This is a genomic window from Novosphingobium endophyticum, assembly GCF_014640675.1.
GTDB lineage: Bacteria > Pseudomonadota > Alphaproteobacteria > Sphingomonadales > Sphingomonadaceae > Novosphingobium > Novosphingobium endophyticum.
This window is the reverse complement of record NZ_BMHK01000040.1, coordinates 1-23,156: the sequence shown is the minus strand read 5'-3', so window position 1 is coordinate 23,156 and position 23,156 is coordinate 1. Positions and strand designations below refer to the sequence as shown.

At 62.5% G+C, this 23,156-nt stretch carries 20 protein-coding genes and 4 pseudogenes; 11 read left to right on the top strand and 13 right to left on the bottom strand.

All coding sequences use genetic code 11. The features are described from left to right. Positions 1 to 27: 27 nt before the first annotated feature. The 3 genes from IEX32_RS18145 to IEX32_RS18135 all read right to left on the bottom strand — a co-directional run bounded on the left by IEX32_RS18145 (position 28) and on the right by IEX32_RS18135 (position 5,229). On the bottom strand, positions 28 to 774 hold the full coding sequence (locus IEX32_RS18145; protein ID WP_188772955.1) for a carboxylesterase family protein: 747 nt from the start codon (positions 772 to 774) through the stop codon (positions 28 to 30). Between the two features lie 46 nt (positions 775 to 820). Continuing rightward, positions 821 to 2,074 (bottom strand): CapA family protein, encoded by a 1,254-nt coding sequence (locus tag IEX32_RS18140; RefSeq protein WP_188772954.1) that lies wholly within the window; start codon positions 2,072 to 2,074, stop codon positions 821 to 823. 695 nt (positions 2,075 to 2,769) lie between these two features. Next, positions 2,770 to 5,229, bottom strand: coding sequence for a TonB-dependent receptor (locus IEX32_RS18135; RefSeq protein WP_188772953.1), 2,460 nt, complete (start codon positions 5,227 to 5,229; stop codon positions 2,770 to 2,772). 498 nt (positions 5,230 to 5,727) lie between these two features. Between IEX32_RS18135 and IEX32_RS18130 the strand changes: the two genes are divergently transcribed. From IEX32_RS18130 to IEX32_RS21130, 8 genes and pseudogenes are all read left to right on the top strand, one after another. Beyond that, on the top strand, positions 5,728 to 7,041 hold the full coding sequence (locus IEX32_RS18130) for a cytochrome P450 (RefSeq protein ID WP_188772952.1): 1,314 nt from the start codon (positions 5,728 to 5,730) through the stop codon (positions 7,039 to 7,041). A gap of 188 nt (positions 7,042 to 7,229) precedes the next feature. Beyond that, entirely contained in the window at positions 7,230 to 7,397 is a 168-nt protein-coding gene (locus IEX32_RS18125) for a DUF1328 domain-containing protein (protein WP_188772951.1), read from the top strand. Positions 7,398 to 7,963: 566 nt separating this feature from the next. After that, on the top strand, positions 7,964 to 8,380 hold the full coding sequence (locus tag IEX32_RS18120) for a DUF4168 domain-containing protein (protein WP_188772950.1): 417 nt from the start codon (positions 7,964 to 7,966) through the stop codon (positions 8,378 to 8,380). Between the two features lie 550 nt (positions 8,381 to 8,930). After that, positions 8,931 to 9,128, top strand: coding sequence for a helix-turn-helix transcriptional regulator (locus tag IEX32_RS18115; RefSeq protein ID WP_188772949.1), 198 nt, complete (start codon positions 8,931 to 8,933; stop codon positions 9,126 to 9,128). 74 nt (positions 9,129 to 9,202) lie between these two features. Next, positions 9,203 to 9,562 (top strand): annotated as a pseudogene (locus IEX32_RS21135) (hypothetical protein); the annotation flags it as partial. A 24-nt stretch (positions 9,563 to 9,586) separates the two neighbouring features. Next, positions 9,587 to 10,774 (top strand): aminotransferase class V-fold PLP-dependent enzyme, encoded by a 1,188-nt coding sequence (locus IEX32_RS18105; RefSeq protein WP_188772948.1) that lies wholly within the window; start codon positions 9,587 to 9,589, stop codon positions 10,772 to 10,774. Between the two features lie 119 nt (positions 10,775 to 10,893). Beyond that, a complete protein-coding gene (locus tag IEX32_RS20765) occupies positions 10,894 to 11,295 on the top strand; it encodes a transposase (RefSeq protein ID WP_229736479.1) in 402 nt (133 codons plus the stop codon). Then, on the top strand, positions 11,262 to 11,531 hold the full coding sequence (locus IEX32_RS21130) for a transposase (RefSeq protein WP_373285470.1): 270 nt from the start codon (positions 11,262 to 11,264) through the stop codon (positions 11,529 to 11,531). Before IEX32_RS20765 ends, IEX32_RS21130 begins: the two co-directional genes overlap by 34 nt. On the opposite strand, the pseudogene IEX32_RS21125 reads toward IEX32_RS21130, so the two are convergent. Beyond that, positions 11,501 to 11,689 (bottom strand): annotated as a pseudogene (locus IEX32_RS21125) (aldehyde dehydrogenase family protein); the annotation flags it as partial. The gene IEX32_RS21130 and the pseudogene IEX32_RS21125 overlap by 31 nt on opposite strands. A gap of 143 nt (positions 11,690 to 11,832) precedes the next feature. Between IEX32_RS21125 and IEX32_RS20760 the strand changes: the two are divergent. Next, entirely contained in the window at positions 11,833 to 12,174 is a 342-nt protein-coding gene (locus IEX32_RS20760) for a CoA transferase (RefSeq protein ID WP_229736481.1), read from the top strand. Positions 12,175 to 12,696: 522 nt separating this feature from the next. Here IEX32_RS20760 and IEX32_RS18090 read toward each other — a convergent pair. The 6 genes and pseudogenes from IEX32_RS18090 to IEX32_RS18065 all read right to left on the bottom strand — a co-directional run. Next, positions 12,697 to 12,870: pseudogene (locus IEX32_RS18090) on the bottom strand (transposase); the annotation flags it as partial. A 78-nt stretch (positions 12,871 to 12,948) separates the two neighbouring features. Beyond that, complete coding sequence (locus tag IEX32_RS18085) at positions 12,949 to 14,010, bottom strand: alpha/beta hydrolase (RefSeq protein ID WP_188772946.1); 1,062 nt, start codon at positions 14,008 to 14,010, stop codon at positions 12,949 to 12,951. A 549-nt stretch (positions 14,011 to 14,559) separates the two neighbouring features. Beyond that, positions 14,560 to 15,852, bottom strand: a complete 1,293-nt coding sequence (locus tag IEX32_RS18080; RefSeq protein ID WP_188772945.1) for a cytochrome P450 — start codon at positions 15,850 to 15,852, stop codon at positions 14,560 to 14,562. Between the two features lie 67 nt (positions 15,853 to 15,919). Then, the gene (locus tag IEX32_RS18075) at positions 15,920 to 16,237 is read right to left on the bottom strand and encodes a 2Fe-2S iron-sulfur cluster-binding protein (RefSeq protein ID WP_229736478.1); all 318 of its coding nucleotides are present in this window, start codon (positions 16,235 to 16,237) and stop codon (positions 15,920 to 15,922) included. A gap of 61 nt (positions 16,238 to 16,298) precedes the next feature. Beyond that, positions 16,299 to 16,649, bottom strand: coding sequence for a response regulator (locus IEX32_RS21200; protein ID WP_505802527.1), 351 nt, complete (start codon positions 16,647 to 16,649; stop codon positions 16,299 to 16,301). 618 nt (positions 16,650 to 17,267) lie between these two features. Then, positions 17,268 to 18,053, bottom strand: coding sequence for an ArgP/LysG family DNA-binding transcriptional regulator (locus IEX32_RS18065; protein ID WP_373285469.1), 786 nt, complete (start codon positions 18,051 to 18,053; stop codon positions 17,268 to 17,270). Positions 18,054 to 18,231: 178 nt separating this feature from the next. On the opposite strand from IEX32_RS18065, the gene IEX32_RS20950 reads away from it, so the two are divergent. Both IEX32_RS20950 and IEX32_RS18060 read left to right on the top strand, forming a co-directional pair. After that, positions 18,232 to 18,378, top strand: coding sequence for a hypothetical protein (locus IEX32_RS20950; RefSeq protein ID WP_268236765.1), 147 nt, complete (start codon positions 18,232 to 18,234; stop codon positions 18,376 to 18,378). Next, positions 18,345 to 18,629 (top strand): LysE/ArgO family amino acid transporter, encoded by a 285-nt coding sequence (locus IEX32_RS18060; protein WP_268236764.1) that lies wholly within the window; start codon positions 18,345 to 18,347, stop codon positions 18,627 to 18,629. The genes IEX32_RS20950 and IEX32_RS18060 overlap by 34 nt, the downstream gene beginning before the upstream one ends. A 135-nt stretch (positions 18,630 to 18,764) precedes the next feature. Here the strand turns inward: IEX32_RS18060 and IEX32_RS18055 are convergent, their stop codons facing one another. The 3 genes and pseudogenes from IEX32_RS18055 to istB all read right to left on the bottom strand — a co-directional run. Next, a complete protein-coding gene (locus tag IEX32_RS18055) occupies positions 18,765 to 21,356 on the bottom strand; it encodes a TonB-dependent receptor (protein ID WP_188772942.1) in 2,592 nt (863 codons plus the stop codon). A gap of 150 nt (positions 21,357 to 21,506) precedes the next feature. After that, positions 21,507 to 22,421 carry an SDR family oxidoreductase gene (locus IEX32_RS18050; RefSeq protein ID WP_188772941.1) on the bottom strand — a complete coding sequence of 305 codons (915 nt, stop codon included), beginning with the start codon at positions 22,419 to 22,421 and terminating at the stop codon, positions 21,507 to 21,509. Positions 22,422 to 22,615: 194 nt separating this feature from the next. Beyond that, positions 22,616 to 23,156 (bottom strand): annotated as a pseudogene (istB, locus tag IEX32_RS18045) (IS21-like element helper ATPase IstB); the annotation flags it as partial.

Below are 23,156 nucleotides of genomic sequence, written 5' to 3'. Positions count from 1 at the left end.
CGTCATTAATCAACCACGATCTGGCTTCTACCCGGCCGGGATCAAATCGGAATGATGGCCGGGATCAGATTGGAATAGCCGACCGGGATCGTCGGAATCCGCAAGCTGGACGCAAACCGATTGCGCGCCGCCTGATTCACCTGCGATTGTCACGTTGGTGGGGTCTCCGCCGAACGCCGCCGCGTTCCTTGCGATCCACCGCAAAGCGAACTGCTGGTCCAGAATGCCGTAGTTACCGGACCCGACCTCCGGGTGCTCCTGATCGAGGCCGGGATGCGCGAAAAAACCGAAGATCCCGAGGCGGTAGTTGATGGTCACCACGATGACCGGGCTGCCCTCACTGACCAGCCGCTCCGCCCGAAACATGTTGCCCGCCCCATAAACCATGCCACCACCGTGGAACCACACGATCACCGGCAGCTTGGCTCCGGGCATAGTGCCCTTCGGTCGCCACACGTTCAGGAAGAGACAATCTTCGTTCTCGCTGGGAACGATGGCTCCCCGGCCTCCGGCGGGGCCTGACTGAGGACAGGACGAACCCGGCTTACTCACATCGCGCGTCCCTTTCCACGGCAGCGCAGCGGCGGGCGGAGCCCAGCGCAGTGCGCCGACGGGAGCGGCGGCGTAAGGAATGCCTTCGAATACCCCTGCCCGACCCACCACGTGCCCGCGCAGCGCGCCTTCCGCTACCACCGCCTCGGGCGCGGCTAGGGCAGGTGCCGCCAATGCCGACAGGATTGCTAACAGCGCCAGTGCAAAGACGCGGCCGACCATGCGCTTCCTCCCTGTTTCCTATGCGTCAGGGCAGCAGTGCATTCCCCTACTTGCCGCCGAGATGCAGCACGGCACGATCGCCCTCAATGGTGAAGCGCGTGCCGAACGGCTGGGAGTGTGCAACGATGCCCTCAAGAATAGCCTGTGCCTGCTCGCCCGTAGCAGGACTGGGCAGGCCGCGGGTAGCCACCGCCTCCGCGCCTTCGCCGCGGCCATTCTGGTTCAGCACGATGGGCTCGAAGGTCACCGCCTGCAGCTGCCCTCGCGGCGTCATCTCGATCCGTGCGATGGCGCTGGTCCAGACTTCAGGCCCAAAAACGTGATTGGAGCGACTCGGCAGCTGGAAAATGAAGTTGCCCAGTGAGTAGAAGATGGGCTTGCCGCGGTAGACCTCGATGCCCTGGAGGATCGGGGCGCCGTGCAGGACGACTATATCCGCTCCCGCGTCGACTTGATCGCGCGCCCACTGCTTGATCCACCGAGGGGGAAAGTGCCGCTCAGGCAGGCGCTCCATCATCATCTTCGGGAAGAAGCGGTCGTATGCATGGTTGTGCTGGTAGGAGATAACGATATTGGCTTGCTTGCGAGCCTCTCTGATGCTCGACAGCACCCTTTCGCGATCCGCTTCCGAAGGGCGCCCGGCATCCTTGTCCTGAACGCCCCCTTGGAGATTGATCACATTGATCCCGGCGGTGGTCGCGGTTGCGGAGGCGCGTTCATGCAGCATACCGGACGCGACGGAAACCAATGCGACGGTCCCCTTGTCCGTCTCCAGGTATGCCGGCGCCGCGGCTTGCGCCAGGTTCGTGCCCGCTCCGGAACTAGCAAGCCCCATAGACCTGGCCCGTTCCACCGTGTTCCGCACTCCGAGTTCGCCGAAGTCGAAGGAGTGATTGTTGGCGAGAGCAAGAAGGTTCATGCCCATCCCCCGCAGCGCATAAAGCGCGCCCGGCGGAGCGAAGTGGCCGCCCGAACCGGGGTAGGGGGTTAAATTGGCCATATCGTCGCCAGCCTCGCGCACCGTGCTCTCGAAATTTGTGAAGACCACATCCCCCTTGAGCATCGGTGTGACCTGATCGACAGCTTCAGGTGTCAGGCTGCGCGGATCGGCCTGCAGCAGCGTTTGACCGGTGAGCACGATGGTCATCGTGCCGGGCTTGCGCTGAGCCATCGCGGTGCCCGCCAGCGCGCCGGCCAGGATCGTGGCTGCCGAAACGACAGCCAACTGCTTTGCGCGGAAACTGAGCCCCGTAGGGACTTTCTGCGGTCTATTGCGGGAACCAAAAAGCTTGTTGTTCATGATAATCCCTTCTGAAGCAGGGCTAAACTTCGCAACACCGCCCGGAGGCGATCGATCGATGCGCAGGCCACCAATGCCGAACACTCCCGGAGCATTTTCATTCCCACGCAAGTTCTACCAGACAGAACGGATATTCTTTTTTAGGTTGTAAGCGTGGAGACTGGTCTTTGCAACCCTCCCCGCCGCACAGTTGGACGGATTGCTTCGCAGGACCAAGATGCGAAGGTGCTGCTGGCTGGGATCTTCTGTCATGGAAGCGAGCCTCCATGCTGATGCCAAGGCCGCGCGAGCGGCCAAACCGCTCCTGGAGGTCATGAGAAATTGACGAGCCCCGCCGGGATTTGAGACCGAGCTCGTGGACGCGGTTTCGGAGCAGCGACTCAAGCTGCGGGTCACGGTGAAGCTCGGGGAGAGACCGGACTGCGGTCTCACGGCATCGAACTGAACTTTCTCGCTGTCGAACACCATTCGCACGGCTCGTTCGCGTGCTTGGGCTGATCTCAGCTAAAGCCTTTGAAAAACTGGTGCTGCCGGGGAGGATTGAACTCCGGACCTCACCCTTCCTAGGGATGTCAGGCCGGACGTCGCAGACAAGCAACGACACCACCGGGTTCAAATCAGGCGCTCTGCGCTGCGGCGAAACGACCAGCGGGATTCCCGCTGGTCGTCATCTCTTGTCGCCGTTCGTGTCTCGCTCAGCGTGAGCCGACAGCGATCCGTGCACTCACGCCGAATTCCTGCGGCGGAGTAGTGGTGATGCCCAGGTAATTGGTCGCGCTGGTTGCCGGGCTAAACCGGAAGGTTGTGGTCAGCGCGGCATCGGTGCGAGTCAGCACCCGGTGCGTGTCGAGAATGTTTTTGCCGTAAAGCATGATATTCCACGCGCCATCCGGATCGCGGACCCCGAGGAACAGGTCGAGCAGCGCAAACGAACTGACCGAATCGAGTGGATTCGGGCCCACGCCCTGGTTGTTGCCCTTGAAATTGACCAGTCCGCGAAGGAACCCTTCCATGCCGAGAGCAAATTCGTTGCTGTACTCCGCCACGACCGAGCCGGCGAATTTCGGCGCCGCGCCCGGACTGGTGCTGCCCGTGCATGTATCGACCTGGTTAGCGCCGACTTCGTCGAAGAGCTGCGCAGCCGTGGGCACTACGGTGTCGGGTACATTGTCGTCGTCCAGGTCAACGCATGGGAACAGCGCGTCGCTGATCTTGCCGTCGGTATAGGAGAGCACGGCGGACAGGTTGAAATTGTCCGATGGCATCCAACTCAGTTCGGCTTCCACTCCCTTGATCTTGGCGTCGGCCGGAACAACCAGTCCGTCGAACGACGTGATTGACGCGGTGGCGGCCGATGTCGCTACGTCACGCAGCGCGAGCACCGGAGAGCCCGGACGGAAAGCGAAGTTCGTGAACTCCTGATAGTAGCCGGCGACATTCAGCGTGAGCGTGTTGTTGAGCCAGGACGATTTCACGCCGATTTCGTAGGATTTCGATTTCTCGTCGGGCGGACGGATGAACTGGGCGAGGAAGGGCCCGATTCCCGTAAATGCTGTGGCGACGACCACATTGCCCGGACGATACGACGTGCCGAAATTGGCGTAGGCCATGAGGTTGTCAGTGAATTCGTGACTGGCCGACGCGCTGTAGATCGTCGCCTTGGTGCTCGGCAGGCAGCCCTCGACGGATGGGAAGCCTCGGCAATCGGTTGCCGCAGCCAGCAGTGTGCCATTGGCGAACAGTCCGGAGTCCTGCTTCAGGATGATCCGCCGCGCGCCGCCAGAGATTTCGGTGCGCTCGCTAAGGTGGAATGTGAGGTTGCCGTAGAAAGATTCTTCCTTGGCTCTGCGGAACCGCTCGATCGGAACCGAAACAATTCCGGCCGGTGCCGTAAGGTTCAGGAACGGGGCGCCAAACGCTGACTGTGTGCTTCCCAGCAAGAAACTCGGGAGGTCGGTTCCGCCATTCTGTTTTAGGTTCATGTAGCCGACGACATAGTCGAACATGCCGAGCACGCGGTCCTGATTCTGCAGCCGAACTTCATGAACTGTAGTATCGGAGGGCGATACCGCCGTCTGAACGTAGGGAACCCCGTTCACGATCGGATTGGCCAGGACGCCGGCAGAATCCTGCGCGGAGAAGTTGTCGATACGCTGGCGGAAGTCCTGGCCGAGATAGATCAGAGACTGGCCGAACAGGTTGAGTTGCCCCTGCCAGTTGTAGATTCGGATCGAATTGTCCGACGTGTTCGGTAGAGCGCCCACTCCGAGGTAATCCTTGGACCGGATCGTCACCGGGCTCGCACCGGCGGTCGGGTCAACCAAGCTGAAGGATTCTACCTGATTGTAGCTGCGACCCTCGCGGTTGATATGCTCGTAATTGAAATCGAGCAGCAGCACACCATCGAGCGGGTCGGCGTGGGCGCTGGCGCGGATCGCATCCGTCTTGTCAAAGATGTCGTCGTCGATTTCCCCTGTAACCAGGTTCAGGCCGCGAACCAGATTGCCGCGGTTCTCTCCGACAAAACCCGCAATGCGTACGCCCAGCTTGTCGCCGACGACCGGGACGTTGATCGCGCCGTTGAAGTTCCACCGGTCACGTTCCGCCACGGAGCCGCTCAGGTAGGCGCCCGCTTCAAACAGGTTTGGCTTGCGTGTCTTGACCGTGATCGAGCCGGACGGCGAGGCGCGGCCCTTGAGCGTTCCTTGCGGACCGCGCAGCACTTCGATTTGGTCCACATCGTAAAGCGCCTGGAACACCCCGGCGAGCGGGATGACGGCATCATTACGGTAAAATTCCACGGACGTGTTCGTGCCGGCCGCGCGCGCATCGAAATCGACACCGCGCAGCGTGGCCTTGCCAGTCGTGCCGCCCAGCGTGGATTCGAGATTGAGGCCCGGAACCACCGCCTGCACTTCCTCGAACTGGCGGAATTCAAGCTTCTGAAGCTGTTCGCCCGATACGGCCTGGACGACAGCCGGAACGTCCTGCAGCAATTCATCACGGCGGCGTGCGGTGACGACGATGGCATTAACAGTCGCGCTGGCGTCGTTTAATGCCTGCTCGTCCGACTGGTTGGCATCCTGCGCAAACGCGGGCGTGGCAATGGCCACGGCGCTGACGCTCGCCAAAAATAGCATTCCGATTGGATTCATAATACTTCCCTCCCTGAACGTGCTGCCCTCTTTGGTGGGGCAGCAGCATTTCAAATTTCTCAGGATCATCGCTACCGGGAGAGCAATGGCGCTGCAAGCGAAGATCGATTGTGCATCATCGTGATGTTCATCACTGTGCCAAAATGGCTACAATCAATTGCGCTACTGGAGTACCCCGGCAGGCGACCGCGCAGCTGTTGGGAAAGGCCGATGGCTCCCGCGTCACCCTTGGCTCCAGGGTGACCTTCCAGATGAACGACGGTCGACGCACTATCACCATCGTTGGTGATGATGAGGCTGACCCCGCCGCGCTGCTGACGGCAGCCTCGACCGGTAAATCAATGGGCCCTGAGCCTAGTGCTCGGCGGCACCTCGGCGCGACGATCCTCATTATCGACAAACACTCGAAGAGGCCGTTGAATCCGGAACAAACCCGGCCTAGCCGTGCTAATGGTCGTGAACGCTGTTGCTGACGGCATCGCCCGGGAGAGGACCAACATGAACGACATGAACCGCGAGTTCGAACAATACGATTTCTTCCGCACCAATCACTTCGTGGACGATCCGTATTCCTATTTCGATTACCTGCGACAGCAGGGCCCGGCTGTGCGTGAGCCGCACCAGGGCATAGTCATGGTAACGGGCTTCGAGGAAGCGCTGGCGGTCTACAACGACCCCGAGAATTTTTCTTCCTGTATGTCGACCACCGGCCCCATGGCGGGCTGTCCCATTCCTTTGGAAGGACATGAGAACGAAGACATTTCCGAGCTGATCGAAGAGTATCGCGACAGGACTCCGTTCAGCGATCAGCTTCCGACCATGGATCCGCCGGTCCACAGCGACCACCGCGCCTTGCTGATGCGCCTGATCACCCCGCTGCGCCTGAAGCAGAACGAGGAGTACATGTGGCAGCTGGCGGACCAGCAGATCGATACTTTCATCTCCAGCGGCAAATGCGAATTCATGGGCGACTTCGCCGGACCTTTCGCCGTGCTCGTCATTTCCGATCTGCTCGGCGTGCCCCCTGAGGACAGGCAGGAGTTCCGCAAGCACCTCCTGCGGCAGGAGCAGGAACGTGGCGGCGCTGTCGTGGGCGGCGTGAGCGAAAAGGAAGTCGAGCACCTGCCGCTGGCCTGGCTCTATGACAAATTCTCCGGTTATATCGAGGACCGCCGCCAGAACCCTCGCGGAGACGTCATGACCCGGCTCGCCGAGGCGACCTTCCCGGACGGCTCGGTGCCCCAGCCGCTGGATGTCGCCCGGATCGCCGCCAATCTGTTCGCGGCCGGCCAGGAAACCACGGTGCGTCTGCTCAGCTACGCGTTCCAGCAGGTGGGCGAGCGCCCCGACCTCCAAAGGCGCCTCCGCGAGGACCGCAAGCTCATCCCCAATTTCGTCGAGGAGTGCCTGCGGCACGAGAGTCCCATCAAAGGCGACTTCCGTTTGGCGAAACGGCCGACGACGCTTGGCGGCCTCGATATCCCGGCCGGCACTTTCCTGTTCATCGCCAATGGCGCCGCCAACCGCGATCCGCGCATGTTCGAACGGCCCGACGAGTTCCAGCTGGACCGCGCCAATGCCAAGCTACATGTCGCCTTCGGCCGCGGTCGCCACACCTGTCCCGGCGCGCCCCTGGCTCGCGCCGAAACCGTTGTCAGCCTCAACCGCTTTTTCGATCGGACCAGCGACATTCGTATCTCCGAGGACGCACACGGGCCGCGCGACGCCCGCCGATACGGTTATCTGCCGACCTTCATCTTGCGCGGCCTGACCCACCTTGGTCTCGAGTTCGACCCGGTCTCGAGCAGTTGAAACGAAACCGCCGGAGTTCGAGGATCCGGTGCGCCGGACGGGCAAGCGACAACGCCGCTTAGCAGCGTTTGGGGAGGTGTTCTCTGCCCTGCGCGGGAGGACCTGGAACATTAGTATCGTCCGGAGGTTTTGAAACCGGGTGCTCGTCGGACACGATGACGCAGCGCTTCCATCATGGGAGATATCCAATGTTTCGCTGGGCCATTATCTTTGCAGTTGTCGCTGTTATTGCCGCGCTTCTGGGCTTCGGGGGAGTCGCAGGACTTTCTGCTGACCTTGCGACGATTTTCCTGATCGTCGCGGCGGTCGTCCTCCTCCTTGGATTCCTGTTTGGTCGTGGCCCTAGAGTGCCTTAGCGCTACTTTGGCATAAACGTGATTTTGGGATTCCCTCAGGCGGGGCGTTGCTCAGGTTGTCCCACGAAGCGCGCTCGCGGCCCAGATGACCGTTGCCAAGAGAATCAACGCGGACCAGGCGATGACGCTTCGCAGCCAAGCAGGCACCTCCCGGCGCGGTGACTTCCGGTCGTCAGGTCGCAGCGGCTGTTGAGGGCGATAGCCGCGGAACTGCTGCTGGTTCTTCGGCGGACGCTTGAACTTGTGAACCGTGCCCATGCGCCGAGCCTAACCGGGTGGCCGACGGAAGTCGAGCATACTGAATGGCGTATCTGGTTCTACTGAGCACCGCATCGGTTCCCTGCCTGCGCGCGCACTGCAAGGCGCACCGCACTCTGATTGCGTAGAGAATCGCTGATCGCCGAGCTTTGGCAAGCAGTACGTGGAGATTGCAGGCATTGACCGGGAGAGGCGACAGACAAGCTCGGTTCAGCGCATTCGGTTCACTGCACGTCCACCCTTTGATTGACCTGCTGCGTACCGTGCCGGAGGTCGGCCCCCCAGCTCATCCAATGGAAGAGGCGAACATGAAATTCGACAATACACTTGCCTTGGGCACCGCAATCCTCGGCCTGGCCATGACCGCAGGCCATGCACAGGCGCAGGTGCCCGAAACGGACGGATCGACGGCATCATCGCAGGAGTCCTCGGCTGCACCGACTGCCCCCGGCGATAGCTCAGGCGTTTCCGAGACCGGAACTTCTTACACTGACAGAGAGGTCGAGCAGTTTGCACAGGCCGTGATGGCCGTTCAGCAGATCCAGCAGGACACAACGGCTTCCGCTGCCGACAAGCAGACAAAGATGGCCACTGCGGTTCAGCAGTCCGGGCTGACGGCAGAGAAGTTCAACGAGATCGCCAGCGCGGCGAAGTCCGATCAGACTTTGATGCAGCGGATTCAACTTGCTGCGGGCAAGCTTCAAAGCGCGAACCCCTCAAGCTGAGCGTCGGCGGGCGCCGAAGGGCGCCCGGGCGCCAGCGCTGGAGGAACAATCGGCGCGCTGCTCGGTCGCGGAGTGGATTGCCAAGGGACAATCCTTCGCGCCGGAGGCGGTGCAGTTTTTCGCCCCGCAATCCGAAGCCATTCCTGATCGACGGCGCGGCGCGGCCTCGATGTGCAACCGACCCCCGAGAATGAAGAGCAAGCTCCAGAGGAATCCTCATCGTGAACGGATGGTGGCTATAGGAAACCCGGCCCAAGGGCGAGAACGATGGTTTTGCCGGCGAGGGCGTCGGCCAATACACGCCCATAATGTCATGAAACATGGGCGTTTTCCTCGTTGAAGTCGATCAGGGACCCTCTTCGGGACCCTTTTGACGATTGGACAGGCAAAACACCTGCCGAGTGAATGCCATCGTCACGCTCGCTGTAACGCCTTACGGCCTGGTGCGTCAAACCTATTGGCTTTTCGCTTCCATGAAGCGGCCTTGATACGAACGGAATTTTCCAGCAGTGTCGGCGCTAGCGGGTAGACCGATTATGGATCGGTTTGCATGAACGACTACGACGACAGGTTCCTTCGCATTGGCGATGTAACGAAAAGAACCGGACGCTCGCGTGCCGCCATTTATCGCATGATTGCTGAAGGCACATTCCCTCGACAGGTGCCTATCGGAACTAGGGCCGTTGGCTGGCGCCTTTCATCAGTCCTCAAATGGATGGAAGCGCCGCGTGACTACCATTCAGAGTGACATCAACTGCTGCAAGTGTTTACCAGCGTAGCCGCAAACGAACTCCTCGCGCCTCCTGATCCTGACAGTCCCCGAAAATGCGCCGGCGGATCGAGCGAGATTATCGAGACCTCAAGCAGGAACTGGGGCTCGCCCATTACGAAAGATGGAGTTGGCCGGGCTTTCACCATTATGCGAGCCTGTGCGTCGCAGCCTACGGATTCCTTATCTCCGAACGGGAGACGATTCCCCGTCAAGATTTGCCTTTACCAGGAACCGCGAAGAACCTCCGGTTCCCCGCGGTTCGCGATCCCTTAAACATACCGATACGGCCCGAGCGACATACCTCGAACTCAATCGCTACGCTGCGTAGAATGCTGACCGCAACAGTGGCACGGCGCCTGACCCGATGTCCATGCTGTGCCAGGATGAATACGCCATTTGTGACGCAGTAGGACTAATCTCTAGTGGAACACTCTATGACCCAGCATTTTGACACCATCGACCTGGACACGGTTCGCGCCGACACGCTTGGCGTCCTCAACCGAAACCACCTCAACAGTGCCGGTGCGGCGTTGATGCCGATCCCGGTCCTGGCTGCAGTGATCGGCCACCTGCGCCGGGAAAGCGAAATCGGCGGCTACGAGGCTGCGGCCGAAGCGACTGACCGCCTGGCGACCATCCATGCGAGTATTGCGACGCTCGTTGGCGCATCGGCGAAGGAAATCGCGATCACCGAAAACGCGACGGTCGCCTGGCAACGCGCGTTCCAGTCGATGTCCTTTGCTCCCGGTGACCGCATCCTGACGTCCCGCGCCGAGTTTGCGGCGAACTACATCGTTTTCCTGCAAGCCGCGGCACGATCGGGCGTGTTGGTCGAGGTCGTCCCGGACGACGAATTCGGCGCGCTCGATCCCAATGCCTTGGCTAGGATGATCGACGACAAGGTGCGCTTGATAGCCATCACCTGGCTTCCGACCAATGGAGGACTGATCAACCCTGCCGCCGCGGTCGGCAGTATCGCTCGCGCCAACGGCATTCCGTATCTCCTCGACGGCTGTCAGGCCGTGGGTCAGATGACCGTCGATGTCGAGACGCTCGGCTGCGACATGTTTACGGCGACCGGCCGCAAGTTCCTTCGTGCTCCGCGCGGCACCGGCTTTCTCTACATGCGCCAGGACATGCTGGATCGGACTGAGCCTGCGATGCTCGACCTTTTCGGAGCCGAGGTGGACCGTTCGGGGCATTACAGGATGCGCACCGATGCACGTCGCTTCGAAACCTGGGAAACCAATTATTCGACCCGGCTCGGTCTCGGCGCAGCGGTGGACTATGCGCTCGCTATCGGCATCGATGCCATCCAGGCGCGCTGCGGGGTTCTGGCCAGACGACTGCGAGATGGATTAAGTGGCATCGGATCCGTCAGACTCCGCGATACAGGTGAACAACATTCCACAATCGTTTCCTTCAGCGTCGAGCATGTGGAAGCCAGCATCGTCATGCAACGCCTCACCCGCGCGGGCATTAACGTATCCGTGTCTCCGCCGGCGAGCACACCTCTCGATGCCGCCGCCCGTAAACTGCCCCCGGTCGTGCGTGCCTCGCCCCACTACTACAACACCATCGGCGAGATAGACGCGCTGGTGCAAGCAATCGAAGTGATCTGACCGATCCAAGGTCGTGTGGACGAATTCGGGGTTGAAGAGATTTTCCGATTCCCAAGGTGAATCCGTTATGATTCATAGGATTCCGGCTAGACGAAGGGGTCGGAATTTTGTCGACACGGATGAGCGAAGAAGATTGGGACAATGCACTGCTGGTGTTCCGGGCGTGCCTGCCGCGCCGGGGGCGCAAGGCGGCGGACGACCGGCGCTTTCTGGAGGCGCTGCATTTCTTCACAGTGGAGAATGTGCGTTGGCGGGCGCTTCCCAAGGAGTACGGCCACTGGAACAGCGTGTGGAAGCGGTTCGACCGGTTGAGCAAGGCCGGCGTGTTCGAGGCCTTCTTCGACACGTTGGCGACGATGAGCCCGTCAGCGCATCTGATCCAGATGTTCGATTCCACGATCGTGCGCGCCCATGTGTCGGCAGCGGGCGCAAAAGGGGGCAAAGCGGACAAGCCCTCGGCCGCTCGCGCGGCGGCTTTACGACGAAAATCCACGGAAAAGCGGACGGTTGCGGAGACCTGATCGCCTTCGACCTGACCGGCGGCGAAGCCCCGGACTGTTCCCACTTCGAGACCCTTCTCGACATCGGGCCGGACATATCCCCACGCGCCGCCATTGCCGACAAGGGGTATTCCAGCAAGGACAACCGGGCTGCCGCAAGGGCGCGGGGCATAACGCCAGCGATCGGGCCGAAGGTTTCCTCACGCGCGATCGCCATGTCTCCACGAACGTCGGTGAAGAGGGCAGGGCTCATGTAGAAGCCAGGGGTGGCGCTTTCGATGCGCTCCCGCCGAAGGCGAGTGTCGCGCCTTCGTGCTTGCCTTGCCGCACGAAGGAAAGGTTCGAAGCGAGCTGCGCTTCGCTGGCGACTGGGCCGACCCGAGTTGGGGGGGGCGAGCGCGTGGCCCACTTTCATTCCCCGCATCCGCCCTCCGTCGCGCTGGGCGATGCGGTGGGCGCGATGAGTGCGGTGATCGGCACGCTGACCGCGTTCTATTGGCGCGACCGCAATGAGCGGGGCAGCAGGAGGACGCCAGCCTTTTCGAGCCTGTCCTCCAGATCGTCGCCCACGCTGCCCAGCGCTGGACGCCGGGCCATGCTCCCGAACGCTGCGGATCGGCGCTGCCCGGCGTGCTCCGCGACGTTTATGCGATGGCGGACGACCGCCATGTGGCCATTTCCGCGAGTACATCGCGACATCAGCGCGATCTCGTCGGGCTGGCCGGCGGCAATGAAGGCAGCGACGACGCGCGGGTAATGGCATGGATCGCGGCGCGGCCGCAAGCGGAGGTGGTCGCGACGCTGGTCGAGCGCCGGATCCCGGTGGCGCCCGTCAACAGCATCGAGCATCTGCTCGCCGACCCGCATTTGCGGGATCGCGCGAGCTTGGCGCGTGGTTGATGCGGCGCTGGGCGATCTCGCCATTGCCGCGCCCGCCCCGCGTCTGTCGGAGACGCCGGGCCGGGTCGGGGATCTCAGCCCGGCGCTCGGGCGGGACGTCGAGGAGGCGCTGGCCCGGTGGACGGCGCGCTAGCTCCGGGATGGCGCTTTGCCGCACATCTGGGTGTGTCCAGCTCGGACGCCCCGCTGCTCGCCGCCACGGCAGGGAGCATCGACCCGGTTGACCAGATCGCCTGCGCGGCGGCGGCGGGTTTCGCGGGAATCAGCGACAACGGGCTCAAGAGACAACCGCCGGACGTCCAGCGCCGCATGGGAAAAGCGCTGCGCGACCACGGGCTGGCGATGGGCAGCTTTACCTACGCCATGCCGGGACGGGAACCGCCATTCTTCTGGGGCAGCCCTATCCCCGATGTCAGCGCGGCTCTCCACGAGACGCTGGCGGCCGGGGAGCGTGTGGAAGGCGGCCTGATCAATGTCATCCTGCTCGATTCGGGCGCTCCGCTGGGGAGCAGATCGCGCGTGCGGGATCGACGGCCGGCCAATGCGCGAATACATCCCGTCGAAATCCGCAGACAGCACCTCAAGCGCTTCATCGACAATCGCACGGATTGCCCGAAGCGGATGGTCTGCCGGAACCCGCGCCTCGCAGCTCACGTAGGAAAACAGCCCCTCGCTCCGGTGGTCTCCGCCGCGCATCCCGTACCCTCCAACATCGCCGAAGGGGTCTTGAATCACTTCGGAAGGCTCAAGTGAAGCGCCTTTTTCCGCATCCTGTTAAGAGCGTCTGCTCTCCAAGCCGAGGCGTAGTGCGTTGAGCTTGGCGGAGTTGAACCGTTGCGAGATTTTGGACGGCATCATATCGAAGCCATGGAAGGCACCTGGAACAACGACCAATTCAGTGGCTACGCCTGCGGCATTTAGCCGCTGAGCGTATTCTGTATCTTCATCACAGAACAGGTCTAGAGAACCGACGCCGATAAATGCCGGGGGTAGACCGACGACATCCGCGACGCGTGACGGGACTGCGTGTGCCGGCACAGAAGGCCCGCCCGGCTCCATGCCTAGGAAACTGTGCCAGCCGAAGCGGTTGCTCTCCGCAGTCCACATCAGGCGGCCGACATGTGGAGGCATTGTGCGGGTGGTGCCGGTACGGTCATCGAGCATCGGATAGATCAGGCACTGAAACGCGAGCGGCACTTCGCCGCGATCGCGCGCCGCGATTGCCAGCAGCGCGGCATGACCTCCGCCGGCGCTTTCGCCCATCACGCCTATCCGTGCCGGGTCGACTCCAAGGGCTTCCGCGTTGGTGTGCAACCACGTCAGCGCCGCGTAGTTATCCTCGACAGACCCCGCGAAGGTCGTCTCAGGGGCAAGACGGTAGTCGACGCTGAGCGCGAAGCAATCCAGCGCCGTGCAGATGGCCTGAAGATCCGCAATGCTCTGTTCGGCGGCGCCCATCACGAAACCTCCGCCATGAAGATGAAGGATTGCGGGGCGCTTGCTGCCCGGCTGTGCATTGATGAGCCACACGGGGATCAGAGGCCGTCCGGGCTCGCCAGAGATCGTGCGCTTCTCAACTGCCGGAGCGGGCAGGCGCGCCCGCCCGTATGCTGCGGCGCCAGCGCGTAACTGCGGCAAGCTCTGCGGAGTCCAAGCGGGCATCCCCGCCGTCATCGCAGCAGAGGCTCGCGCCATTGGTCTCAATTCGGAATGGACGTACTGCGAAATGTAATCTTCGATGGATTGAGCCTGCGCTTCTTCCACGCGCAGCAGTGGCCAGGCGATGCCGGTCGCCAGCGCTCGCTTGACGAACGTCCTTCGTACCAGTCCCGCCATCTGTGTTCCTCCCTTTCGCCCTAGTCATCCGACGATCGCTGCCTTGCTTGCGGGGTAGGCGGTCTGCCTGGCCTCTACGTGGAAGGCAGCGGTCGACGCGCTGTTCTTTATGACGCCCCGCTGCGGGTCCTTGTTGGGCCGTTCCCCGCAAACACCGCTGCGCAGAGTCTCGAGACGTCGAAGGGCCCGAAAAGATCCAGTTCGACCATCTCCCGGCAGACCGCCATGTCGTGCGGAGTGCCCTCGGTGCTTAGCCTTGGGCAGTGCGCTTAGCGCGCCACCCCGGCTGCGTTCACGTTGACCCGGAACATGCCGAGCTCGCTGGCGAAGTCGATTGCTAGCAGCACTGCCTCCTCGTCGCTCTGTGGTCGCCAGCAACGTTAATCGCGGCAGGCCCCAATTCCCTGGCGAAGCCCTCCGCACGAAGGGCCGACGGCTCAAATATGGCCACCCCATGCCGAATTGGGCTTGGCGCGCAGAGGTTCCGCCAACCCCGCCGCCGCCGCTTACCAAAGCTGCGCTTCCGGTGAAGTTCATCGCGCGCGGTCCTCAGGCTTTCATTGCTTCGGATGGACTCAGCTTCAGGTACAGGTCCGCAAGGCCGCGAATGATGAAGCTCGGTTCGAAGTCGAGCTCGCGTTGGCCACGCGGTCCGTGCTTGCTCTCGTCCATGTCGATCTTCGACGTATACTTGAAGAACTGCTCCAAGATCACGCGGACCTCGACCCTAGCCAGCGGCGCGCCGGCGCAGACGTGCTTGCCGCGCCCAAACCCAACGTGCTCCTTGATCTTGGGTCGATTCAGCTCGAAATCCTCGGGATCGGGCCAGCGGCGTTCGTCGCGATTGGCGGCCGACAGCGCGAGCAGGACCTTGGTCCCGGCCGGAACCTCGAGATCGCCGATCTTCGTGTCCCGCCGGGCGAGCCGCGCGGTCTGCTTGGTGGACCCTTCCAGGCGCAGAACTTCCTCCAGGAACGCGGGAATCAACGAGGGGTCTTCGCGAAGCTTGTCCTGCAGTCCGGGTACGTCCACGATGTAGCGCATCGAATTGCCCAGCAGTTTGGCGCTGGTGTCCTGGCCGGCGCCGAACATGAACACCGAGAGCGCCACCAGATCCTGAAGCTGCGGCTTGGTGCCGTCGGGATAATTCGCGTGGGCGAGCTCGGTCAGAATATCGTCGCGGGGCGCCTCCAGGCGCTCCATGATATAGCGGGCGAAGTATCCGCCCATCGCCACCATCGGATGGTTCTTTCCCGAGTAGTCGTTCTCGCCGGAGTCCAGGCTACCGGGAGGCGGGGCTGCTTCGATCAAGCGCATGAAGTGTTCGCGATCTTCGGCTGGTACGCCGAGGAGGTCGGCAATCACCAGGGTCACGAACGGGGTCGAAATCTCCTTGATCAGCTCCACGCTGCCGTTCTCAACGGCCTTCCTGACGAGCTCTTCGGAGTACTCTTGGATGAAAGCCTCATTCGCCTTTAGTCGGGAAGGCGTGAACAGACGATTCACCAGCGCGCGCATATTCGTGTGGGCACCATCGTCCAGGTTCACGAGCAGGTCGCCGCCCAGGATCTTACAGCGGTTCTCCTCTAACTGGGCGGTGATGTCGGAGCCATGCGGCTCGAATGGCAGCGGCGCGGCTGCCCCGGCGAGACCGATCGAGGCCGAGAAATCGCGGTTGTTGTTCAGGATTTCGACGGTTTCAGGGAAACCCGTGACGATCAGGTAATCCTTGCCGGGGGGCTGATAAACCGGCCCATGTGCCCGCACCGCCTCGAAGAACTGGTAGGGGTCCTTCAGGATTTCGTGGTCGGTAAAGTAGTCCCGGTGTTCGAGCGTCTGCACTGAATGTCTCCTGTGGATTTCCAGATCCGCCGATGCGCTGGATCGACAGATTGCGTCTCAGTCGTCGTCAATGCTCCGGCGCCAGAGCGATGCGTAGGCCATCTAGCTTGCTGTCGAATGCTAACTGACAAGCGAGGCGCGAGTCTTCTCGGCGATGTTCCGACGAGTCCAAAAGGTCGCTCTCGTCCTGGCTCATTGCGGAGAACCGGTCCGCAAACCACGGGTCGATAAACACGTGACAGGTCGCGCAGGAGAGGCACCCGCCGCATAGCGCCAGCATCTCATCGATCCCGCCGTCGCGCACGATTTCCATAATCGTTTGCCCGCTTCGTGCGGGAACGGAATGCTCACGGCCTGACCGGTCCGTTACGTATATTGAGGTCACTGCAAGTCGGCTCCGAACGTTATGCGATAGAATGGCGCATAACCGATCAAGGCTTCCCCCGTCAAGCAGGTTGGGCGGAGGCATTGCGCGATGTGCGACGCAACACCGCGCGTATGCGTGCAAGCAGTTCGCGCCGGTCGAACGGTTTTATCACATAATCGTCTGCGCCAACCTCCAGCCCAACGACGCGGTCCGTCACACCGGCCCTGCCGGTTAGAAAAATCGTTGGTATGGCGTGGGTGGCATCGCCGGCGACCGCGATCGCCTTGCCGCCCGCCGCCGTGATCTCGTCTGCGACGCCAATGGTGACCGTAACCAAGGCGGTATCGTCCGTGAGCGCGTCAATCTGCGCCGGAAGCTCGTTCCAAGGCCCCAGGATGTGGGCGGTAGTCGCGCCCCCCGCAGGTGACATCTACCAGATATAGATCAAGCTTCTTCGCGAGTAGCTGCGCGTAGTTCCGGGTCGAGCGCTGGCAGCGCGCCGGTGCGGACGGGGCGTAGGGTGCAACGCCCGATCCCGACGCGAACGAGCTGCCCATCGCCACGTACCGCGCGCCTGAGGCCGGCTGGTTCTCCTCGCGCGCGGCAGCCGGTGCCGTCAGCGCCAGGAAAAGGAGGATCGGGTTCACGGTTTGTAGGACGTTGACCAAAAGTCTTCTCCAGGCTGACATCGGGAATGCTGCGCACTCTGCCGCGCTGGGTCTATTGAGGGATGGCGTCCTGTACCCTCGTACGCGGCTAGCCGCTGCGGGCCCGACAGGGCGGTGGAAGCGAAATGGCGGGACTGTGCTCCGCAAGGGGACGACCGTCCCGAGCACGGCGTGCGGGCCGCTGTAGTCGGTGACAACGAGGACCATATTAGCGAGACCGTCGGCCCACTGCGGCATCCGCAATGTCGCCGATCCGCTGGAGGCCCGCGGGTGGTCGTCGCTGCCGACGCGGGGCGGGGTGTCCCTCAGCCCCCCTGGCCGACGGCTGACCGCGGTACCCGGGCACTGCCGCTCGCGGGTTTCCGCAGGCCGCATCGCCCTCAGGATGTGCATGCCTGCAGATTGTCGCTTGCAGCCTTGACGACGGCATCGGTCAACGCGCGCAGCGAGGCGGCGTGAAGCCGCGCCACGGTCCAATAGAGCATCACGTCCAGCGGCATTGCCGGCGGCAGCTCCACCAGTCGTCCGGCCGCGATATGCGGTTGGGCCAGCAGAACAGGTTGCAAACCCCAGGCGACGCCGAGCAGCGCGAAATCTAGGAAGGCTTGGGTGGAGGGCATCCAGTGGACCGCGGTGCCCAGCTCCGTTCCGTGCGCGTCTCGCGCCCACCGGGCCTGAAGCCAGTCGCGCCGATCGAAGCGCAAGTAGGGTGCGCCTGCCAGCCTGCTCGGGTCCACGCCATCGGGGAAGTGCCGGTCAACGAAGGCAGGGCTCGCGCAAGCAACATAGCGAAGCGTTCCGAGTGGGATCGTCTTGCAGCCCTGGACCGGATTTGGATCGGCAGTGACCGCAGCTACGACTTCGCCCGAGCGCAGCCGGTCGGAAGCGTGGCCCTCGTCTTCGAGAACGACGTCCAGCATGATCCCGGTTATTTGCGTGAAGCCGGCGACGGCATGAGGGAACCACGTTCCTAGGCCATCGGCGTTCACCGCGACCTTGAGGGTAACCGGCGGGGCGGAGCTTACTGCTTTCGTCCCCAAGGCGGGCCCAAGATCGGCTTCGAGCAATTGAACCTTGTCGAAATGGGCGGTCAGTGCCTTCCCCAGATTGGTGAGGGCGCATGGCTGACCACGAAGCACCAAAATGGCTCCAAGGCGCTCCTCTATGCCGCGGACGCGCTGGGATACGGCCGAAGGGGTGATGCCGAGCGCTGCGGCAAGGGCTGCGGCGCGAGCATGTCGGGCTCGTGGTGCTGTTCTGCGGCAGCGCTGACGCGTTGCTAATCGCCGCCGGAGTTGGGGGGTGGGGGTCTTCCTCGCTCGGGTGCCGCAACTGACGACGCTTATGGCGGCCGGAGGGGCCGCCTTCCTCGGCTGGCACGGCGTGAACGCGCTGCGGCGGGCGAGGGCCCCCGAGGCCGTGACGATCGCGACCGACAGGGGGCAACCCTGGGCGGCGTGCTCGGCGCGACCGCAGGCTTCACATTTCTGAATCCGCACGTCTATCTGGATACCTTCCTGCTCATGGGCATGGCCGGCGCGGCGCAGCCAGCAGCGGCACGCCCCCTGTTCGTCGCGGGGGCTGTCACTGCAAGCTTCGCCTGGTTTGCAGCGCTCGGCTTCGGCGCACGGCTGCTGGAGCCGCTCTTCGCCCGGCCAGCGGCATGGCGTGTCCTGGACGTGATCGTCGGAGCCACCATGCTGGTTCTGGCGGGAACACTGCTCGCTGGCGCGATCGGTTAGTCACTTCGCGGTGGCTGCTCTGCCGCCCTCCGCAACATCCGCGGACTGCTGCGGCGACATTCGGAGCGTCCCAAAAAAATGAGCGCGGGGGTAGCCCGCGCTCATTTCATGCCCAAGCCTTGATGCGTTGCTCGATCAGCGCGACCCGAACGCGTAACGAACGTTCAGTCCGAACTCGCGGCGCGGCGTGTAGGCGATCTGCTGGTATCCCGACGCCGGATTGCCGAAGAACCGTGCCGCCCCGCCCGAGGATACCGGCGCGACCGGATTGATCGAAAGCACCTGCTGCGTATTCAGCAGGTTGTTCGCGAACAGGGAAACCTCCCAGGCGTTGTCGGGCGAACGGATGCCGGCGTAGAGATTGAGCAAGCTGTAGTTGTCGATCACGACACCCTGGCTCGCGTTGGGATTGTCGGGGTAATAGACGAAGCTCCCGCGGATGAAGCCATCCATTGCCGAAGAGATTGGTGCGCCGTATTCCGACTGGACCGTCAAGTTCCATGTAGGCGTGCGCGAGATCGCTTCGTTAGAACGGCATCGGGCGATCAGGACGCCATTATCTACGAAGTCCTGGGCGGTGGGAACAATATCGTCGACCACGCCATCAAAATTTCCATCGTTGCAGGGGATCAGCGCGTTGTCCAGTTCAGCCTTCGACCAGCTGAACCCGAGGTTCAAGCTCCAGCGCGGCGTGACCTGGAAGCCCGCCTCGACGTCGATTCCCTTGACCTTCGCATCCGCACCGGTGGTGAACTCGGCCGAGCTGACATCCGAAGTCGCCGGACTGGTCGGGTCGGTCACCGAGAGGTAGCGGGTTGATTGGGTTAGGAAGAAGTAGTTGTCGAACTTCTGCTTGAAAAGCGCGACGTTCAGCCGGGCCCGCCGGTCGAAAAATGTCGCCTTGAAGCCCACTTCGTAACTGGTGGACCGCTCTTCACCTTGGAACACGAGGTCTTCGATGCTGCCCAGATCGGGTCCGCCTACCAGGGTACAGCAGCTCAGCACGCTGGTGAGGCCAATCGCCGGTCCGGCCGAACGAAACGCCGACCCAACGTTTCCGTACACCATGAAGTCCGGGCTGAACTTATGCGACAGCGAGACGTTGTAGAGGAATGGCGTGAACTTTTCGCGGCGGTCGACGTTCTGCAATTGTTGTGAGGGAATCGGGAGATCGCAGATTGACGGCGACCCCGTGTAAACGGGGCTATCGATGGCCCCCGCCAGCTGCGGATCCAGGGCAAGCAGGCCGGCACACGGCAGCGCCGGAATACCAAACGCGGGAATTGGCGTCGGATTTGCAAGCGCATTGAAACCACCGAGCAGACCCAGCGTGAACCTGTCATGACGAGTATAATCGATGTATCGTCCCCCTGCGGTCAGTTCCGTGTTCGCACCGATGTGAGCCGTGATGCTGCCGAACACCGATTTCTCGGTTGCGACGGGATCGATGCTGATCACGTTGCGCAAGGTGTAGCGCGACAGCGGCTCCTGAACGGTAGGTGCGCCCGGGGGGCCGAATGCGCCGGTCAGGAATCGCGCGACACCGTCGACCTTCGGATTCGAGGATTCGCGGTCGTAGAATGCGCCGATCGTGTAATCGAAGATGCCGAGTACGCGATCTTCGGAACTCAGGCGAAGTTCGTGCGAGGTTTCGGTGGCAGGCGTCTCGGTGTTCTGCAAATACTCGATGCCCGGCAGCACGTTCGCGACGTCCTGCGGCGACCTGGCAGTCTGGTTGGAGCGGCGGTACGAACCGACGTAGTTGAGCCTTTGCCCCCCCAAGCGCCATTCGAGCTGGCCGACCACGAAGTCCACCGTGCTCCGGCTTTGATTGGGCTGATCGGTGATGCCCAGCCGGTCTCCCGCGGCAATCTCCGGGCCGTTTCCGCCGTTGCCGGGGCCGACCAACTGCGTGAACGAGCGGCTGCTGCGCCACAGCCGCTGGTACATGACCGTTGCGTCCACATCCGGCGTCGGCTGAAAACGCAGCGTGGCCCGAAGGGCTTCGCTCTTTACGTACGGCTCCAGCGGGTTGTTGGCGCTTGTCACGCCGTTACCCTCGTTGTGGTCGACTGCACCCGCTACGCGCAACGCCAGCACATCGCTGATAATCGGAATGCCCACGGCAGCCTGCACGTTGATCCCGCCCCGAGTGGTCCCGCTCAAGTTGACGAAGCCGCCAGCATCGACCAAATCGGGCCGCGTCGTCGTGATCGTGATTGCTCCCGTCGGCGCAGAACGGCCGCGCAGCGTGCCTTGCGGGCCTTTGAGCACCTCGATCTGGCCGATGTCGAACAGGGCCTGCGTGACCTCAGGTCCGCGGCCGGTGGGCGCGTCGTTGAGGTAGAACTGGACCACCGGGCTGGCGTTCGAGTTCAGGAACGTCGGCACACCCCGCATGCCCGAGCTGGCCCCAAACCCGCCGCTGCCCGACGAACCACCTTCGATCGTGAGACCGGGCACGATCTGGGCAATATCAGCCGCGTTGTTGATGCGCAGCTTCTGGATTGTCTCGCTCGAGACCGCATTGACCGTCTGTGGAACGTCCTGGAGGCTCTCGTCGCGGCGGCGCGCGGTCACGACGATGTCGTTGCCGACATCGGCAACTTTTGCCTCACCGGTCGCGAACTGATCGGTCTCGGCCGGCGCAGCGATCTGCGCATGGCTTTGAGTGGTGGTCGCAGCGAACGCGACCCCGGCGAGCAGAACTGCTTTCTGAAAACCCATTGTCATATCCTCACCTGCGCACGTTGAGCGCCTGATCTTCATCGTTATGGATCGTGCCGCCCGGCCTGCCGAGGCTAAGCTACAGTCTATCGCATAAAAGCGATACTCATTCCTGTCAACGCGAGACATCGGACACAGGCGGTCGGCAGGTCAGTGAAAGCGTACGCCGGTGAGGGATTCGGATACCTCCCAAAGGCGGGCGGCTACAGCTTCATCGAGGGCAGGCGCAGCAAAATCACGCTTGCCGGGTGGTCCCTTCATCTCGAACCGACCGGTGGGTCCGTACAATGCACCAGGGGCTATGTCCGCCTCAGTTGCGGCGTAAATTATGGGAGCCGCTCCGCCCTCCGCCGGTTGGCCGATCAAGGGCATGACGATGCGCGTGCTGATTATACTAGACAGCTTTTTGTCGCCCTGTTCGCCTTTGAACAGGTTGGTGCTTGCGAAGCCGGGGTGAGCCGCAACGCTAGTAAGCCCCCAGCCATGTTCGTCACTACGCTGCTGCAGTTCGCGCGCGAAGAGGGCTTGCGCTAGCTTGGACTGGCAGTAGGCCTCGCCGGGCCGATATTTGCGCTCGCGTTGAAGGTCGGTGAAGTCCAGCTTGGCGTACCGGTGAGCAAGGCTTGTGACATTTACCACGCGAGGCGAGGAACTTCGTCTAAGCAGGGGCAGTAGATGACCGGTGAGGGCAAAATGGCTCAGGTAATTGACGCCGAACTGCAGCTCGAAGGCTTGAGCTGTGGTCTTGCGGGTGGGTGGCGACATGATGCCGGCATTGTTGACCAACAGATCAAGCGCCGCACGATCTCGGAGCCGCCCGGCAAGTTCCGCAACTGAGCGAAGGTCGGCAAGGTCCACGAGCTCGAAAGTAGCGGACGATTGCGGCGCAGCGGCCTTAACCAGGCGCAGCGCTTCGTCGCCCTTGCTTGGGTCGCGGCCGGCGATGATGACCTCTGCGCCGGCGCGCGCGAGTTCGCGTGCGACGAGGACGCCGAGCCCACCGGTGCCGGTGATCAATGCAGAACGACCCTCGAGGCTCGGCACTTGGACTTGTGCACCGCTCATACCTTCGATTCTCCCAACTTGAAAATAAGCGCGCCGCACAGGATGCTGATTACAATTCCTGCCCAAAGCATCGGCTCGTAGTTGCCGAACTGGTCAAAGACCGCGCCGGCGGCCGTGGAGCCCAGACCGCCGCCGATCCCGATCATGCTGGTCATCACGCCAAAAATCTTGCCGAAGTTGCGCATTNAGGCAGCCGGCCTTCCGGCTCCCGTACGTCGGGCCTGTGCGGTTCGCCGGCGGTAACTTTCGACGTTCATCTCGAAGATGGTGGCGTGGTGCACGAGCCTGTCCACTGCTGCGAGCGTCATCGCGGGGTCCGGGAATACACGGTTCCATTCGCCGAAGGGCTGGTTGGCGGTGATGAGCAGCGATTTGCGTTCGTAGCGTGCGCTGATCAGCTCGAAGAGTACCGAGGTTTCTGCCTGGTCGCGCGAGACGTACGCAAAGTCGTCAAGGATGAGCAGGTGATACTTGTCGAGCTTGGAAATGGCGGATTCGAGCGTGAGTTCGCGCCGAGCGACCTGCAGGCGCTGGACGAGGTCGGAGGTTCGAGTGAACAGGGCTCGCCAACCATTCTCCACCAATGCAAGGCCGATCGCTGCCGCCAGATGGCTTTTGCCACCGCCCGGTGGGCCGAACAGGATGAGATTGGCCCCCTGTTCGAGCCAGCCATCGCCGGCGCACAGCGCCATGACCTGGGCCTTGGAGATCATCGGCACGGCCTCGAAGGCGAAG

What these genes read in the sequence shown, in the direction of transcription:
- IEX32_RS18105 (WP_188772948.1), top strand. Translation starts at nt 9,587, where the DNA reads ATGACCCAGCATTTTGACACCATCGACCTGGACACGGTTCGCGCCGAC.
- IEX32_RS20950 (WP_268236765.1), top strand. Translation starts at nt 18,232, where the DNA reads ATGGCGGCCGGAGGGGCCGCCTTCCTCGGCTGGCACGGCGTGAACGCG.
- IEX32_RS18140 (WP_188772954.1), bottom strand. Translation starts at nt 2,074, where the DNA reads ATGAACAACAAGCTTTTTGGTTCCCGCAATAGACCGCAGAAAGTCCCT.
- IEX32_RS18125 (WP_188772951.1), top strand. Translation starts at nt 7,230, where the DNA reads ATGTTTCGCTGGGCCATTATCTTTGCAGTTGTCGCTGTTATTGCCGCG.
- IEX32_RS21200 (WP_505802527.1), bottom strand. Translation starts at nt 16,649, where the DNA reads ATGTCACCTGCGGGGGGCGCGACTACCGCCCACATCCTGGGGCCTTGG.
- IEX32_RS18050 (WP_188772941.1), bottom strand. Translation starts at nt 22,421, where the DNA reads ATGAGCGGTGCACAAGTCCAAGTGCCGAGCCTCGAGGGTCGTTCTGCA.
- IEX32_RS18115 (WP_188772949.1), top strand. Translation starts at nt 8,931, where the DNA reads ATGAACGACTACGACGACAGGTTCCTTCGCATTGGCGATGTAACGAAA.
- IEX32_RS18085 (WP_188772946.1), bottom strand. Translation starts at nt 14,010, where the DNA reads ATGGCGGGACTGGTACGAAGGACGTTCGTCAAGCGAGCGCTGGCGACC.
- IEX32_RS18130 (WP_188772952.1), top strand. Translation starts at nt 5,728, where the DNA reads ATGAACGACATGAACCGCGAGTTCGAACAATACGATTTCTTCCGCACC.
- IEX32_RS18145 (WP_188772955.1), bottom strand. Translation starts at nt 774, where the DNA reads ATGGTCGGCCGCGTCTTTGCACTGGCGCTGTTAGCAATCCTGTCGGCA.
- IEX32_RS20765 (WP_229736479.1), top strand. Translation starts at nt 10,894, where the DNA reads ATGAGCGAAGAAGATTGGGACAATGCACTGCTGGTGTTCCGGGCGTGC.
- IEX32_RS18135 (WP_188772953.1), bottom strand. Translation starts at nt 5,229, where the DNA reads ATGAATCCAATCGGAATGCTATTTTTGGCGAGCGTCAGCGCCGTGGCC.
- IEX32_RS18055 (WP_188772942.1), bottom strand. Translation starts at nt 21,356, where the DNA reads ATGGGTTTTCAGAAAGCAGTTCTGCTCGCCGGGGTCGCGTTCGCTGCG.
- IEX32_RS18120 (WP_188772950.1), top strand. Translation starts at nt 7,964, where the DNA reads ATGAAATTCGACAATACACTTGCCTTGGGCACCGCAATCCTCGGCCTG.